Origin of the sequence: Streptomyces sp. NPDC047049 (assembly GCF_040643995.1) — a bacterium.
Lineage (GTDB): Bacteria > Actinomycetota > Actinomycetes > Streptomycetales > Streptomycetaceae > Streptomyces > Streptomyces mooreae.
Genome location: NZ_JBEYVM010000002.1, coordinates 868258 through 883026 on the forward strand (window position 1 = coordinate 868258; position 14769 = coordinate 883026).

12 protein-coding genes are annotated in these 14769 nt (G+C 70.2%); 10 read left to right on the forward strand and 2 right to left on the reverse strand.

Features of this window, described 5'->3' with window-relative positions; all coding sequences use genetic code 11:
• The first annotated feature begins 29 nt into the window (after window positions 1-29).
• From ABZ851_RS07895 to ABZ851_RS07920, 6 genes are all read left to right on the forward strand, one after another.
• Window positions 30-1316, forward strand: coding sequence for an extracellular solute-binding protein (locus ABZ851_RS07895; RefSeq protein ID WP_361123652.1), 1287 nt, complete (start codon window positions 30-32; stop codon window positions 1314-1316).
• On the forward strand, window positions 1313-2248 hold the full coding sequence (locus tag ABZ851_RS07900; protein WP_361123655.1) for a sugar ABC transporter permease: 936 nt from the start codon (window positions 1313-1315) through the stop codon (window positions 2246-2248). Before ABZ851_RS07895 ends, ABZ851_RS07900 begins: the two co-directional genes overlap by 4 nt.
• Window positions 2249-2250: 2 nt before the next feature.
• The gene (locus ABZ851_RS07905; RefSeq protein ID WP_361123814.1) at window positions 2251-3153 is read left to right on the forward strand and encodes a carbohydrate ABC transporter permease; all 903 of its coding nucleotides are present in this window, start codon (window positions 2251-2253) and stop codon (window positions 3151-3153) included.
• Between the two features lies 1 nt (window position 3154).
• Window positions 3155-4795, forward strand: a complete 1641-nt coding sequence (locus ABZ851_RS07910; RefSeq protein WP_361123658.1) for a glycoside hydrolase family 13 protein — start codon at window positions 3155-3157, stop codon at window positions 4793-4795.
• The gene (locus ABZ851_RS07915) at window positions 4792-5856 is read left to right on the forward strand and encodes a LacI family DNA-binding transcriptional regulator (protein ID WP_361123661.1); all 1065 of its coding nucleotides are present in this window, start codon (window positions 4792-4794) and stop codon (window positions 5854-5856) included. The genes ABZ851_RS07910 and ABZ851_RS07915 overlap by 4 nt, the downstream gene beginning before the upstream one ends.
• 99 nt (window positions 5857-5955) lie before the next feature.
• Entirely contained in the window at window positions 5956-6168 is a 213-nt protein-coding gene (locus ABZ851_RS07920) for a DUF4287 domain-containing protein (RefSeq protein WP_361123664.1), read from the forward strand.
• A 63-nt stretch (window positions 6169-6231) separates the two neighbouring features.
• On the opposite strand, the gene ABZ851_RS07925 is transcribed toward ABZ851_RS07920, so the two are convergent.
• Both ABZ851_RS07925 and ABZ851_RS07930 read right to left on the reverse strand, forming a co-directional pair.
• Window positions 6232-6483 (reverse strand): DUF397 domain-containing protein, encoded by a 252-nt coding sequence (locus tag ABZ851_RS07925; protein WP_361123667.1) that lies wholly within the window; start codon window positions 6481-6483, stop codon window positions 6232-6234.
• Window positions 6480-7313, reverse strand: a complete 834-nt coding sequence (locus tag ABZ851_RS07930; protein WP_361123817.1) for a helix-turn-helix transcriptional regulator — start codon at window positions 7311-7313, stop codon at window positions 6480-6482. The genes ABZ851_RS07925 and ABZ851_RS07930 overlap by 4 nt, the downstream gene beginning before the upstream one ends.
• A 228-nt stretch (window positions 7314-7541) precedes the next feature.
• On the opposite strand from ABZ851_RS07930, the gene ABZ851_RS07935 reads away from it, so the two are divergent.
• The 4 genes from ABZ851_RS07935 to pulA all read left to right on the forward strand — a co-directional run bounded on the left by ABZ851_RS07935 (window position 7542) and on the right by pulA (window position 14527).
• The gene (locus ABZ851_RS07935; RefSeq protein ID WP_361123670.1) at window positions 7542-7964 is read left to right on the forward strand and encodes an ATP-binding protein; all 423 of its coding nucleotides are present in this window, start codon (window positions 7542-7544) and stop codon (window positions 7962-7964) included.
• Window positions 7965-8090: 126 nt separating this feature from the next.
• Window positions 8091-10751 carry an ATP/GTP-binding protein gene (locus tag ABZ851_RS07940; protein WP_361123673.1) on the forward strand — a complete coding sequence of 887 codons (2661 nt, stop codon included), beginning with the start codon at window positions 8091-8093 and terminating at the stop codon, window positions 10749-10751.
• 5 nt (window positions 10752-10756) lie between these two features.
• Window positions 10757-11698 carry a phosphotransferase gene (locus ABZ851_RS07945; protein WP_361123676.1) on the forward strand — a complete coding sequence of 314 codons (942 nt, stop codon included), beginning with the start codon at window positions 10757-10759 and terminating at the stop codon, window positions 11696-11698.
• 177 nt (window positions 11699-11875) lie between these two features.
• The gene (gene pulA / locus ABZ851_RS07950) at window positions 11876-14527 is read left to right on the forward strand and encodes a pullulanase-type alpha-1,6-glucosidase (protein ID WP_361123679.1); all 2652 of its coding nucleotides are present in this window, start codon (window positions 11876-11878) and stop codon (window positions 14525-14527) included.
• Window positions 14528-14769 lie beyond the last annotated feature (242 nt).

The following is a 14769-nucleotide window of genomic DNA, read 5'->3' on the forward strand; positions in this document are numbered from 1 at the left end:
CATCTGAGGCATTTCCCTAAGGAGTTCACATGCGGCGTGGCATACGGGGCGCAACGGCCACCGCGCTGGTAGCGGGCCTGGCACTGGCGGCAACGGCGTGCGGCGGAGGTGACGGCGGCAGCGGCGGCAACAGCGGGGGCGAACTGTCCGGAACCGTTACCTTCTGGGACACCTCCAACGACGCCGAGAAGGCGACGTACCGCAAGCTTGCCGAAGGTTTCCAGAAGGAGCACCCGAAGGTCCACGTCAAGTATGTGAACGTGCCGTTCGGCGACGCCAACGCCAAGTTCAAGAACGCGGCCGGCGGCAACTCCGGCGCCCCCGACGTGATGCGCACCGAGGTCGCCTGGGTCGCCGACTTCGCCAACCTCGGCTACCTCGCGCCCCTCGACGGCACCCCCGCCCTCGACAGGACCGACGACTACCTCCCGCAGGCCGTCGGCTCCACGAAGTTCAAGGGCAAGACCTACGCCGCACCCCAGGTCATCGACACCCTGGGCCTCTTCTACAACAAGAAGCTCCTCAAGGACGCCGGCGTCGAGGTGCCCAAGACCTTCGCCGAACTGGCCACCGCCGCCAAGAAGATCAAGGCGAAGACCGGCGCCACCGCCCTCTACCTGCGCGGCGACGACCCCTACTGGTTCCTGCCCTACCTCTACGGCGAGGGCGGCGACCTGGTGAACGCCCGCGACAAGGTGGTGGAGATCGACGACGGTGCCGGCGTCAAGGCGTTCAAGACGATCAAGAGCCTGGTCGACTCCAAGGCCGCCGTCACCGACGCCACCGACGGCCAGGAGAACCAGCTCAAGGCCCTCAAGGACGGCACGGTCGCGATGGCCGTCGACGGCCCCTGGGACATCGAGGGCGCCCGCGCCGGCAAGGCCTTCAAGTCCCCGGCGAACAAGGACAACCTCGGCGTCGCCCCCGTGCCCGCCGGCAGTACCGCCCAGGGCTCCCCGCAGGGCGGCTGGAACCTCTCCGTCTACGCCGGCAGCAAGAACCTCCAGGCCTCCTACGCCTTCGTCAAGTACATGAGCTCGGCCAAGGTCCAGCAGCAGACCAACGAGAAGCTGAGCCTGCTGCCCACCCGCAAGTCCGTGTACGAGGTGCCGGCCGTCAAGAACAACGAGATGGTCCAGTTCTTCAAGCCCGCCGTCGACGGAGCCGTCCAGCGCCCCTGGATCGCCGAGGGCAACTCCCTCTTCGAGCCCATCAAGGTGCAGATGAACAAGGTGCTCACCGGCGCCTCCTCGCCCGAGCAGGCCGCCAAGGCGGCCGGCGACGCCTACCGGAAGCTGCTCAAGGACTACAAGTGACCTTCGCTGTACGGGTGCGCCGGGCGCTGGGCACCCACTGGTACGCATGGACGATGGTCGCCCCGGTGGTACTCGTCATCGGGGTGATCATCGGCTATCCGCTGGTGCGCGGCGTCTTCCTCTCGCTCACCGACGCCAACGAGGCCAACGTCGAGCGGAACATCGGCGTCAACCACCTCCCCGCCACCTACAAGTTCACCGGCCTGGACAACTACAAGGCCGTGCTGAGTGACGGCGTCTTCTGGGACCGCCTCGGCTGGACCGTCCTGTGGACCGTCGGCTGCGTCTCGCTGACGTTCCTGACCGGCCTCGCCCTGGCGAACATGCTCAACCGCACGCTGCGCGGCCGCACCTTCTACCGGCTCGCGCTGATCCTGCCGTGGGCCATCCCCGCCTTCATCTCGGTCTTCACCTGGCGGATGCTCTACAACGAGAAGAACGGCATCCTCAACAAGCTGCTGGCCGGCGGCGGTATCGACGCGGTCCCCTGGCTCAACGACCCGACCTGGGCCAAGCTCTCGGTCATCACCGTCAACGTCTGGCTGGGCGTGCCCTTCATGCTCGTCGCGCTGCTCGGCGGACTGCAGTCCATCCCCGGCGAGCTCTACGAGGCCGCCGAGATGGACGGCGCGGGCCCCTGGCAGCGGTTCCGCAACATCACCGTCCCCGGCCTGCGCGCCGTCAGCAGCACGGTGATCCTGCTCTCCACCATCTGGACCTTCAACATGTTCCCGGTGATCTTCCTGCTGACCCGGGGCGGCCCCGGCGACGCCACCGAGATCCTGGTGACCTACGCCTACCGGCTCTCCTTCCTCGACAGCCCCCGCAACTTCTCCGAGTCCGCGGCCTGGGGTGTCCTGATCCTGGTCCTGCTCTCGGTCGTCGCGGTGGTCTACCGCCGGGCGCTGCGCAAGCAGGGAGAAGTGTGGTGACCATGACCCTGACCCGCACACGGAACAACCGGGCCCCCGCGACCCGGACCCCCGCCCCGCACCGGCCCACGCCCCGCAAGCGGGGCCGGCGGTCCCGCCCGGCCTCGATCGCCCTGCACACGACGCTGATCATCGCCGCGGCCGTGGCCGTCTTCCCGCCGCTCTGGCTGCTGGTGACGTCCTTCAAACCCACCAACGACGCCTTCTCCACCAGCATCGTCACCCACTTCACCCTCGCCAACTACACCCACGTCCTGGCCGGCACCGAGTTCCTGACCTGGTTCAAGAACTCCGTGATCATCGTCGGGCTCACCACCGTCCTGGGCGTCTTCATCGCCGCCACCACCGGCTACGCCGTCAGCCGCTTCCGCTTCCCCGGGATGCGCCCGCTGATGTGGCTGCTGCTGATCACCCAGATGTTCCCGGTCGCGGTGCTGATCGTGCCGCTGTACAACCTGCTGGCGAGCCTGGGCCTGCTCAACCAGCCGGCCGGCCTGGTCATCACCTACCTGACCATCGCCGTCCCCTTCTGCGCCTGGATGATGAAGGGCTTCTTCGACACCATCCCGGTGGAGATCGACGAGTCCGGACGGGTCGACGGCCTCAACCCCTTCGGCACCTTCTGGCGCCTGGTCCTGCCGCTCGCCAGACCGGGCCTGGCCGTCACCGGCTTCTACACCTTCGTCACCGCCTGGGCCGAGGTCGCCTACGCCTCCGCCTTCATGACCGGCGAGGAGAACCTGACGCTCGCCGGCGGCCTGCAGACCTTCGTCAACCAGTACACCAACGACTGGGGTTCGATGACCGCCGCCGCCGTGATCATCGCCGTGCCGGCCGCCCTCGTCTTCGCCTTCGCCCAGCGCCACCTCGTCGCCGGACTGACCGCCGGCACCACCAAGGGTTGACATGACTTCACAGCACACCACCACTCCTGCCACCGACTGGTGGCGCCACGCGGTGATCTACCAGGTCTATCCGCGCAGCTTCGCCGACGGCAACGGCGACGGCATGGGGGACCTGCCGGGCATCCGCAGCCGGCTGCCGTACCTGCGCGACCTGGGCGTGGACGCCGTCTGGCTCAGCCCCTTCTACGCCTCCCCGCAGGCCGACGCCGGTTACGACGTCGCCGACTACCGCACCATCGACCCGATGTTCGGCACCCTGGCCGACGCCGAGGCCGTCATCGCCGACGCCCACGCCCTGGGTCTGCGCATCATCGTCGACCTCGTCCCTAATCACTGCTCCGACCAGCACGAATGGTTCCGCCGCGGACTGGCGGAGGGCCCCGGCTCGGTACTGCGCGAGCGCTTCCACTTCCGCAAGGGACGCGGTGAGAACGGCGAGGAGCCGCCCAACGACTGGGAGTCCCTGTTCGGCGGCCCGGCCTGGACCCGGGTCCCCGACGGCGAGTGGTACCTCCACCTCTTCGCCCCCGAACAGCCGGACTTCAACTGGGACCACCCCGCCGTCCAGGACGAGTTCCGCTCCATCCTCCGCTTCTGGCTGGACCTGGGCGTGGACGGCTTCCGGGTCGACGTGGCCCACGGCCTGGTCAAGGCCCCCGGCCTGCCCGACATGGGCCACGGCGAGCAGCTGAAGCTGCTGGGCAACCAGGTCCTGCCGTTCTTCGACCAGGACGGCGTCCACGACATCTACCGCTCCTGGCGCACCGTCCTCGACGAGTACTCCGGCGAACGGATCGCGGTCGCCGAGGCCTGGACCCCCACCGCCGACCGCACCGCCCTCTATCTCCGCCCCGACGAGCTCCACCAGGCCTTCAACTTCCATTACCTGAACGCGGAATGGGACGCGGCCGCCCTCCGCGAGGCGATCGACTCCTCCCTCGACGCCATGCGCCCGGTGGCGGCCCCCACGACCTGGGTGCTGTCCAACCACGACGTCGTCCGCCACACCACCCGCCTCGGCGGCAGCCTCGCCCGCGCCCGCGCCGCCACCCTGCTGATGCTGGCCCTGCCCGGCTCCGCCTACCTCTACCAGGGCGAGGAACTGGGCCTGCCCGAGGTCACCGACCTGCCCGACGAGGTCCGCCAGGACCCCTCCTTCTTCCGGGACACCGGACAGGAGGGCCTGCGCGACGGCTGCCGGGTCCCGCTCCCGTGGAGCGGCGACGCGGCCCCCTACGGCTTCGGCGACGGCGGCAGCTGGCTGCCCCAGCCCGCCGACTGGGCACCGCTCACCGTCGCGGCCCAGACCGGCGCCCCCGCCTCCACCCTGGAGCTCTACCGCACCGCCCTGACCCTGCGCCGCGCCCACCCCGGCCTCGGCGCGGGCGACGCGGTCGAGTGGCTGGACGCCCCCGACGGCGTCCTCGCCTTCCGCCGCCCCGGTGGCCTGGTCTGCACCGTCAACACCACCGGGGCTCCGGCCCGTCTGCCCGCCCCGGGCCGACTGCTGCTGTCCTCCCGCCCACTGGACACGCCTGAGGGGGGCGCCGTACTGCACACGCCCGAGGGCGGCGCCGCACCGCACACGCCCGAGGGGGCCTTCGAGCTGCCCGCCGACACCGCCGTCTGGTGGGAGGAATGACCCTGTCCGATCCCGCCGGCGCCCCGACCACCCCCCGGCTGTCCGATATCGCCGCCCAGGCGCAGGTCAGCGAGGCGACCGTCAGCCGGGTCATGAACGGCAAGGCGGGCGTCGCGGCGGGCACCCGGCGGCGGGTGCTCGCCGCGCTCGACGTGCTCGGCTACGAGCGCCCGGTCCGGCTGCGGCGGCGCAGCGCCGGACTCGTCGGCCTGGTCATCCCCGAACTGACCAACCCGATCTTCCCGGCCTTCGCCCAGATCATCGAGCAGTCACTGGCGGGCCACGGCTACACCCCGGTCCTCTGCACCCAGATGCCCGGCGGAGCCACCGAGGACGAACTCGTCGAGCAGCTGGAGGAGCGCGGCGTCACCGGCATCGTCTTCCTCTCCGGCCTCCACGCGGACACCGGCGCCGACCCGTCCCGCTACGCCCGCCTGGCGGCCCGGGGCGTCCCGTACGTGCTCATCAACGGCTACAACGAGCACATCGACGCGCCGTTCGTCTCACCGGACGACGGCGCGGCGGCCCGGATGGCGGTGCGCCACCTGGCCGAGCTGGGACACGAGCGGATCGGGCTGGCCGTCGGCCCGGCCCGCTACGTGCCCTCCCGCCGCAAGGCCGAGGGCTTCGCGGCGGCGCTGGGCGAGTCGTTCGGCCTGTCGAGGGGGCAGGCCGAACGGCGCGTCCGGCACACCCTGTTCAGCGTGGAAGGCGGACACGCGGCCGCCGCCACGCTGCTCGACGACGGCTGCACCGGCATCGTCTGCGGCAGCGACCTGATGGCGCTCGGCGCCGTCCGCGCGGCCCGCCGGCGCGGCCTGGCCGTCCCGGCGGACCTCTCCGTCGTCGGCTTCGACGACTCCCAGCTCATCGCCTTCACCGACCCGCCGCTGACCACCGTCCGCCAGCCGGTACAGGCCATGGCAACGGCGGCGGTCGGCGCCCTGATCGAGGAGATCCACGAACGGGCGGCGGGCCGCCGGGAACCGCCCCGCCGCACCGAGTTCGTCTTCCAGCCGGAACTGGTGGTGCGGGGGTCTACGGGGGCGGTGCGGGGCTGATCGCGGGCCCCGGGGGCGGACGCGGGCCCGGGGACGGACGCGGGCCCGGGGCGGACGCGGGCCCGCCGGATTGTCAGTGGGGGGTGTCATGCTGCACCCATGACCAACACCGTGCAGGGCCCCGCGAGTTACTTCCCGTCGATCGAGAAGAAGTACGGCCGTCCGATAGCCGAGTGGAAGAGCCTGATCACCGCCTCACCGCTGACCAAGCACATGGAGCTGGTGGCCTGGCTCAAAGCCGAACACGGCCTGGGCCACGGCCACGCCAACGCCCTGGTCGCCCACACCCTCGCGGAGGGCGCGGGCCGGTAGGCCGCGGAGGGGGCGGCCCGCCGCGGCGAACGTCGGGTGCGTCGTGGCCGCCCGCCTGAACCTTCAGGCCTCCTGCACGGCGGCGTACGTCACGAAGGCCGCCCAGGCACCGGCCGGTACGGCGAGCTGCGGACCGCCCTTGTCCTTGGAGTCGCGGATGTGGACGGTGGTGGGGCAGGCGGCGATCTCGACGCAGTCGTCGCCATCGCCGCTGCTGTAGCTGGACTTGTACCAGGAGAGGGCGACCTCCACGCAGCTGTCACCGTCGCTGCCGCTGTAGCTGCTCTTGAACCAGGCCAGTTCGGTGCTGCTCATAGCGCTCCTCGCATCTGCGTCAGCAGGCTCCGGGAGTCCTCCGGAGTGAGGGCCTGCGAACGCAGTTTCGCATAGCGCATGTGCAGTGTGCTGATGCTCTTTGGGTCAGGGATGAGTTGGCCACTTCGCTGCCCCTCGCAATAGGCGTACCACCGGTTGCTCGGCGTCTCCAGAAGCTGCAGCGGTCCATCCATCCCCGCATGAACACCCCTCGCCAGCGGCATGACTTGCAGCTCGACATTCCGAAGGTGTCCGGTGGTCTCCAGCACCTGGTCAAGAAGCTCCCGGGTCACGTCCGCCCCGCCGGTCCGGCGCAGGAAGACATGCTCATCGATGATGAAGCTGAACGCCGTGTTCGGCCGGTCCCGCAGCAGCTTCTGCCGGTCCAGGCGGGCGGTCACCTTCGTCTCGGTCTCCTCGTCGGTCAGCAGCGGAATGCGGTGTTCGAACAGCTCGCGCGCGTACGCCTCGGTCTGCAACAGGCCCGGCATCAACCGGCATTCGTACGTGTACAGGCTGATCGCCTGCTCCTCCAGCCGGGCCCACTGCCGGAACCACGCGGCTAATCCCGGCTGCCGGGCCAGCTGCGTCGCCATCGCCCGCAGTACCCCGAAGGCGTCCAGCACCCGCTCGGCCCGCTCGATGAACTCCGGTGGCGGGAGCCTGCGCCCCTGCTCGATCGAGGCAATGGTCCCGACGGAGAATCCCACCCGCCGCGCCAGCCCTTCCTGCGTCAGTTTCGCCCGCTTCCGGAACGCCTTGACCACGGCCCCGAAGGCCCTGAGGCTGTCGGTGGTTTCGGGCTCGCTGGTGCCCCTTTTGCCGGCCATACCGGCCACCTCCCATGCGTCTGTCGTGCCCCACGCACAACGCACCCATGGTTACGGTCCGTTATCGCCGGTGTCTACCCTTTGCACTCGTACGCTGACGCTGCGTACGAGCTCCGTAGGGGCGGAAACCCTGGCCATGGCTGCCCTGGGGGCGTCACCGTAGGGCGCATGCCAGTCCAGTCAGCCTTCCGGGCTACCCAAACCCCGGTTACCGTACGTGTGTTCACCATGCGTTTCAGCGCGACCCGCCTCGGCGCCCGTCTCGCCCGTCGCCTGGCCGTGCACCGGCTCGATCAGTGGGGCTTCCCCTACGGCAGTGAGCTGTCCGATACGACCGCCGCGGTCGTCGCCGAACTCGCCGCGAATGCCGTGACCCACGGCCGGGTCCCCGGCCGGGACTTCGAGCTGCGCCTCGCGACCCTGTCCTGCGCCCACCCCGGCGCCGCCGCCGCACGCCCCGCCACCCTGCGCATCGAAGTCGCCGACACCCGCACGGAGAAACGCCCGCCGTCCCCCGACGCGCTCACGCTCCCGCCCCCGGACTGCGAAACCGGGCGCGGTCTCCCGCTGGTCGCCGCGCTCGCCGACCGCTGGGAGGTCGTCGACCGGGTCCCGGTGGGCAAGGCGGTCCGCGCCGAACTGGACCTGTAGCGTCTCCCGGCTCTGTATGGACCCTGGGACCGGCCTGCCTCCGTCCGAAGAGTGACCGGCGCTTGACGGACCGTCAAGCGACTGCTGGGCTGGCTGTTTCCAGTCAGCCAGTCGGAGGTTGCCCAGGTGTCCAGGTCGGATCTTCGCGCGTTATTCCGGTCGAATGATCGTGAGCTGAAAGCCGTTGACTACTTCGCCGACCGACGTGACGAGTGGGCCACGGTGGTGGAGAGCCTCGTACGCCATACCCGACGGGTGCACGAGGCCGGCTTCGACGTCGAGGATCTGGAGACCCCGCGGCGCAATGTGCTCGCTTTTTACGGGGTCGGCGGTATCGGCAAGTCCACGCTGTCGCGTGGCGTCGCCGAGCACCTGGTGGACGGCGAAGCGCGCGGCGCCGACTGGCCTCCGCTGGACCCCCGGGTGGGGCGGGTGGTCCCGGTACGCATCGACTTGTCGCGTGATTCCGGCAGTGACTTCGAGTCCTTGATGCTTGCCCTGCGGCTCGCGGTCGTCGAGCTGGGGGAGCCGATGCCGGCCTTCGACCTCGCGTTCCAGCGTTACTGGGAGCGCAACCATCCCGGAGAGCCGCTTGAGGAGTATCTGCGGCGCCGCACGTGGTTCAGCCGGTTCCCGGGATCGCGGTCGCTGTCCGGGCAGATGCAGTCGGTGCTGTCGGACGTCGCGCAGGCGGCGTCCTTGCCCGGGACCGCGGGCGTGCTCGTCGGAAGGGGGCTTCGGTCGCTTGTCCGTGCGTTGCGGGACCGGCGTCATCAGGTCCGTTCGCTCGCCGAGTGCCGCCGTTTGGCCGACCTGCTGGAAGCTGAACCGGACGTCGAAGCACTCAGCTACTACTCCCATCTGCTCGCCTGGGATCTCAGCCGGGTCTCGGCGAAGCGCCGGGCCACGCTCGTCGTCCTGCTGGACACCTTCGAGGACGTCGGGGACCGGGTGCACCGCGATCTTGAGCGGCTGATCCAGCGGGTGGCATGGCTGATGCCGAATGCCCTCTTCATCATCACCGGCCGAAACCGTCTGCAGTGGGACGACGCCGAACTGGAGGGGCAACTGGACTGGGCGGGAGCGGACTTCTGGCCGCTGCTCGTCGGTGGTGCGGTGGAGGAACCGCGCCAGCACACTGTCGGGTACCTCTCCGCGGAGGACTGCGAGAGGTACCTCTGCGAGCGGCTGACCGTCTCCAGCCGACCGCTGATGGATGACAGTGCGCGACACCTGATCACGGCCAATTCGCACGGGCTGCCGCTGTACCTGGACCTTGCGGTGATGCGGTTCTTGGACATGTACCGCAAGAACGGGCGCGCCCCGGTGGCGAGCGAGTTCAATCTGGACTTCCCGGCACTCGTGGCACGGACCTTCCGGGATCTCACACCGAGCGTGCGGCAGGTCCTGAGAGCGGTGAGCCTGCTCGACTCGTTCTCCGTCGAGTTGGCCGCGGCCGGCGCCGGTCTCGATCACGACGCCCCCGCGTTGGAATTGGTGGAGCGCCCCTTCGTGGATCTGGATCCCGGCGCTCCTTGGCCCTACCGGCTGCACAATCTCGTACGCGATGCCATGCGGGAGGCGGATTCGACGAGCGAGGACCGGTGGAGCCCGGCGGACTGGCGGCGGGCTGCTCAACGCACGGTCGATGCCTTGGAACGTGAGGCGGACGGAGACCGAAGGCGTCTGGTCGCCGCCCTGAGGCAGGGACTGACGCTCGCTCGCGACTACGGGCTGGAGCTCGGATGGCTGCAGGACGCGGCGTTCCGCTACGTCGACGACTTCGTGTGGGAGCCCATTGAACTGCCGGCCCCGGCCGTGCAAGCGAGCCACAACGCCCGGATCGGAAGTGCGGCGGAGGCCCTGGCCATCGCATTGTCCGCGATCGCTCGGCGGCAGCGGTGTCACCGGAGCGAAACCGCTGAGCAATTGCGCGAGGTGCTGGCATCCGGGCGGTTGCCCGAGCCCCTTTTGGAGCTGCCACGCTACTTCCTGGCGGAGTGCGACCGCGATCTCGGGAACTTCGCACCCTCGCTGGAGGGAATGCGGCAGGTCGTCGACGCCGGGGGACGGTTAGCCCCCACTGCGGCCCGCGGCCTGGTGCACCTCGCGCGCCGCGTGGGGCAGTTCCCGCAGGTGCATGCCGCAGCCGAGGCCCTTGGGGCGGAGGGCCGCAGGGACCGGGCCCTCGGCGACCTTTGGTGGACCCAGGGGAATATGGCGCTCGCCTGTTCCTCGTACGCGGTCAACCGGGACGAGGCGCTGCGGCTCGGCCAGCAGGGCGAGGCCGCGCTGTCACAGGCATGCCTGGCTTTCGCCGCCGCGTTCCGGGATCGCCCCCGCGCCGGGGAGGAGATCACGCGGGCGCAGGACGCCTTGGGCGCGGTGTCGATCCGGTGGGCGGAGCTTCAAACGAAGATCGCATCACTCGTGCGAGATGCAGGTGTCAGCACGGACCTGCCGGCCCACGCTGAGGCAGTCGTCGAGGAGGCGCGTGAGGCGGGACTCACGTCGTCCGTCGCGTACGTGCGCTTCGCGGTTTGTCTCCATGCCACGGTCCTGGGGGAGTCGGCCCTGCAGGACGAGGCGCGGGAAAGGCTGCACGAGTGTGTACGGGGCGAGGAGTTCGCCTACCTGGCCGAACTGTCGTATCTGATGGCGGGCGAAGAACCGCCCGCAGATCTGCCGCGCGCCGAGTGGGTGGACGAGCGAAGCCGAGTGCGGGCACGCTGGGCCGCGATTGTCGATGACCGGCGCCGAGAGGCCGCCGCACACAGAGGAGACTGAGCCGGGTGGCCACGTACACCAAGCTGGACCAGATCGACCTGCCCGCTGTGTCTGAGCGCTACGGACTACAGGACCCGCAACTGGAACCCCTCAAGGGCGGCGCAGCGAACTCCAGCTTCCACGTGTCCAGTCCATCCGGGGACTTCACGCTGACCATCCTCGACAACCACGACCTCGTCAGCGCCCAGAACCTCGCGACGTACACGCAGGCCGTGTATCGGCTGGGGGTGCCGACAACCGAGGTTGTTCCTGCCCTTGACGGAGCACTGATCACTACCCTCGACGACGGCGGTCCGGTCATGCTCAAGAAGTGGATTGCGGGGGAGGTACGCCAGCCGCTTCCGATTCCGTTGCTGCCCGAGGCAGGGCGCATTCTTGCGCAACTGCACTCCCTGGCGCCGGAGTCGGAAGGGCTCGGTGACCTTCCCGTCGGGACGCGCCGCCTCTCGGCTGAGCAGCTGGACGTCATTCCGCAGTTCGCCGACCGGGAGTTCGCGGCGTGGCTCACGGCTCACCTGAAACGGGTGCACAGCGCCGAGGCCGACAGTGAACGTACTCGGAAGGTCGCACACGGGGACCTTTTCGCCGACAACGTGATCGTGCGTGACGATGGGACGCTGTCCGTACTGGACTGGGAAACGGTCTCGCTGGACGATCCTCTGCTGGATCTCGGCATGGCGGCGGTCGGACTGGCAGCGGAGGATGACGTCCTGGTGCCCGAACGGCTGAATGCTCTGGTGACGGGATATCAGGCTCTTGCGCCCCTGTCGGAGGCAGATGCAGCCGCATTGCCCCTGGAAATCGAGCACGCGGCGTGCATCATCGCGTTCCACCGCTACTACCGGCACAGCATTCGCTTTCCTGACCCGAGCAAAAGCACCTACCACCTGAAGATGATCAAGTTCGTGGAATCTGTGGGTGCTGCCGCGCAGTCCGGCTCCTCATGAGGGCGTGCGCTGCACCCGCTGGGGGCAGTGCGTGGCGCCGGTCCGGCCGACCGGGCGCGTGGGCCCGCGGGGCGGGCCTCCGGTCGGCCGGACCGGCTACTGCGGGAACGTAACACCCTTGCAATGTCTTGCGTAAGGTCTTGCAGCAAGGAATCGGCGCGGATAGAACCATGACCCATGTCCTCCACCACACGCCGGTTCCCCGCCGCGCGCCGCCCCCGCCGGGGCCTGGCCGCCGCCCTCGCCGTCGCCCTCGGCGCGGCGGCCCTGCTCGCCTCGTCCCCGCCGCCCCCTGCGCGGGCGGCCGGCCCGGAGCAGGCCCGGGCCCAGTGGATCGACCGCGACACCGTCGTCTGGAAGGGCGCGGAACACACCGCCTCCCAGTTGGAGTTCGGGGCGCACGGCAAGCGGATACGGCTCACGCCCGGCACCCTCAGCCCGTCCGAACGGCTCGCCTATCCGCATCTGACGGGCTACCCGGCCTTCACCGTCGACCCCCGCGACCGCCACCTCGCCCGTACCGCGCTGCGCGGCAGGCTCCTCGCCACCCAGCGCACGGCCGACGGGGGGCGTGCCACGACCGGCGTCCAGATACCCGGCGTGCTGGACGACCTCTACGGCGCCCGCGCCCGGCACGCCGCGCTCGGCCCGGTCTTCCACCACGGCCGCCCCACCCTCTCCGTCTGGGCGCCCACCGCCCGCACCGTCGCCCTCGAACTCGACGGCCGTACCGTCCCGATGCGGCGCGAGGACAGCACCGGCATCTGGCGCGCCACCGGCACCAGCGACTGGGCCGGAAAGCCGTACCGCTACCTCGTCACGGTCTGGGCGCCCACCGTCGGCAAGACCGTCACCAACAAGGTCACCGACCCCTACTCCACCGCGCTGACCACCGACTCGGCCCGCAGTCTGGTCACCGACCTCGACGACCCACAGCTCGCCCCGCCCGGCTGGTCACGGCTGACGAAGCCCGCCGCGGTGCCGCTGCGCCGCGCCCGCATCCAGGAACTGCAGATCCGCGACTTCTCCGTCGAGGACCGCACCTCCCGCCACCCCGGTCAGTACCTCGCCTTCACCGACCGCCGCTCGGACGGCATGCGGCACCTGGCCTCCCTCGCCCGGTCGGGCACCTCCTACGTCCACCTCCTGCCGGCCTTCGACTTCGCCACCACGCCCGAGCGGCCCGCCGACCAGGCCCGTCCCGGCTGTGATCTGGCCTCGTACGCCCCCGACTCCGACCGCCAGCAGGACTGCGTCGGCAAGACGGCCGGCCGCGACGCCTACAACTGGGGCTACGACCCCCTCCACTACACCGTCCCGGAGGGGTCCTACGCCTCCGACCCCGACGGCACCGCCCGCACCGTCGAGTTCCGCCGCATGGTCCAGGGCCTCAACGGCGCCGGGCTGCGCACCGTCATGGACGTCGTCTACAACCACACCGCAGCGAGCGGCCAGGACCCGCACTCCGTACTGGACCGCATCGTCCCCGGCTACTACCAGCGGCTCATGGACGACGGCGGCGTCGCCACCTCCACCTGCTGCTCGGGCACCGCCCCCGAACACACCATGATGGGCAAGCTCGTCGTCGACTCCGTCGTCACCTGGGCCAAGGAGTACAAGGTCGACGGCTTCCGCTTCGACCTCATGGGCCACCACCCCAAGGCCAACATCCTGGCCGTCAGGAAGGCCCTCGACGCGCTGACCCCCGAGAAGGACGGCGTCGACGGCAAGAAGATCATTCTCTACGGCGAGGGCTGGAACTTCGGCGAGGCCGCGAACGACGCCCGCTTCGTCCAGGCCACCCAGCGGAACATGGCCGGGACCGGCATCGCGACCTTCAGCGACCGGGCCCGCGACGCGGTACGCGGCGGCAGCCCCTTCGACGCAGACCCCCGAGTCCAGGGCTTCGCCTCGGGCCTCTACACCGACCCCAACTCCGCCAAGGAGAACGGGAGTCCCACCGAGCAGCGCGCCCGGCTTCTCCACTACCAGGACCTCATCAAGGTCGGCCTCACCGGCAACCTCGCCGACTACACCTTCACCGACACCACCGGCCACCGCGTCAAGGGCTCACAGATCGACTACAACGGCACCCCGGCCGGCTACGCCACCGCCCCCGGCGACGCGCTCGCCTACGCCGACGCCCACGACAACGAAACCCTCTACGACGCCCTCGCCTACAAACTCCCGCAGCGCACCGGCGCCGCCGACCGCTCCCGTATGCAGGTCCTCGCCCTCGCCACCGCCGCCCTCTCGCAGGGCCCGGCGCTCTCCCAGGCCGGCTCCGACCTCCTGCGCTCCAAGTCCCTGGACCGCAACTCCTTCGACAGCGGCGACTGGTTCAACGCCCTGCACTGGAACTGCGCCGACGGCAACGGCTTCGGCCGCGGACTGCCCCCGGCCGCCGACAACAAGGACAAGTGGCCCCACGCCCGGCCCCTCCTCGCCGACCCCGCGCTCCGCCCCGGCTGCACCGCGATCCGCCAGGCCTCCGCCGCCTACCGCGACCTGCTGCGCATCCACGCCACGGAACCGGCCTTCGGCCTGCCGACCACCGCCCGGGTCCAGTCGGCGCTGTCCTTCCCGCTCTCCGGAAAGGACGAGACCCCCGGCGTGATCACCATGCGCCTCGGCAACCTCGTCGTCGTCCTCAACGCCACCCCGCACCGCCAGAACCAGACCGTCCCCGCCCTCGCCGGCGAGCGCTACGCCCTGCACCCCGTCCAGGCCCACGGCTCGGACCGGGCCACCGCCACGACGTCGTACGACCGGGCGTCGGGCACGTTCACCGTTCCGGGCCGTACGGTGGCGGTCTTCCGTCACGGCTAGTCGCTGCGGTTTGCCTTTGGCTCACGATTTTGGCTTTACCGTCGTTGTGCCTGGGCCTGTGCCTGTGCCTGGCGGCGGGCGGGTCCGCTGCGCGGGGCGGGTCCGCTGCGCGGGGCTGTTGGGGTGCGGTGACGGTCCTCCGCGGGTGGGGTGCCGGACTGCTTCGCTTTACGTCCGGCACCCCACCCGCTCCGGCCCGTCCCCACCCGGTGGGGGGGGGTTGAATGCCCGGGGGGGTGGAC

Coding starts and splice junctions, on each gene's coding strand:
- ABZ851_RS07895 (WP_361123652.1), top strand. CDS start 30: ATGCGGCGTGGCATACGGGGCGCAACGGCCACCGCGCTGGTAGCGGGC.
- ABZ851_RS07905 (WP_361123814.1), top strand. CDS start 2,251: ATGACCCTGACCCGCACACGGAACAACCGGGCCCCCGCGACCCGGACC.
- ABZ851_RS07910 (WP_361123658.1), top strand. CDS start 3,155: ATGACTTCACAGCACACCACCACTCCTGCCACCGACTGGTGGCGCCAC.
- ABZ851_RS07915 (WP_361123661.1), top strand. CDS start 4,792: ATGACCCTGTCCGATCCCGCCGGCGCCCCGACCACCCCCCGGCTGTCC.
- ABZ851_RS07920 (WP_361123664.1), top strand. CDS start 5,956: ATGACCAACACCGTGCAGGGCCCCGCGAGTTACTTCCCGTCGATCGAG.
- ABZ851_RS07925 (WP_361123667.1), bottom strand. CDS start 6,483: ATGAGCAGCACCGAACTGGCCTGGTTCAAGAGCAGCTACAGCGGCAGC.
- ABZ851_RS07930 (WP_361123817.1), bottom strand. CDS start 7,313: ATGGCCGGCAAAAGGGGCACCAGCGAGCCCGAAACCACCGACAGCCTC.
- ABZ851_RS07935 (WP_361123670.1), top strand. CDS start 7,542: ATGCGTTTCAGCGCGACCCGCCTCGGCGCCCGTCTCGCCCGTCGCCTG.
- pulA (WP_361123679.1), top strand. CDS start 11,876: ATGTCCTCCACCACACGCCGGTTCCCCGCCGCGCGCCGCCCCCGCCGG.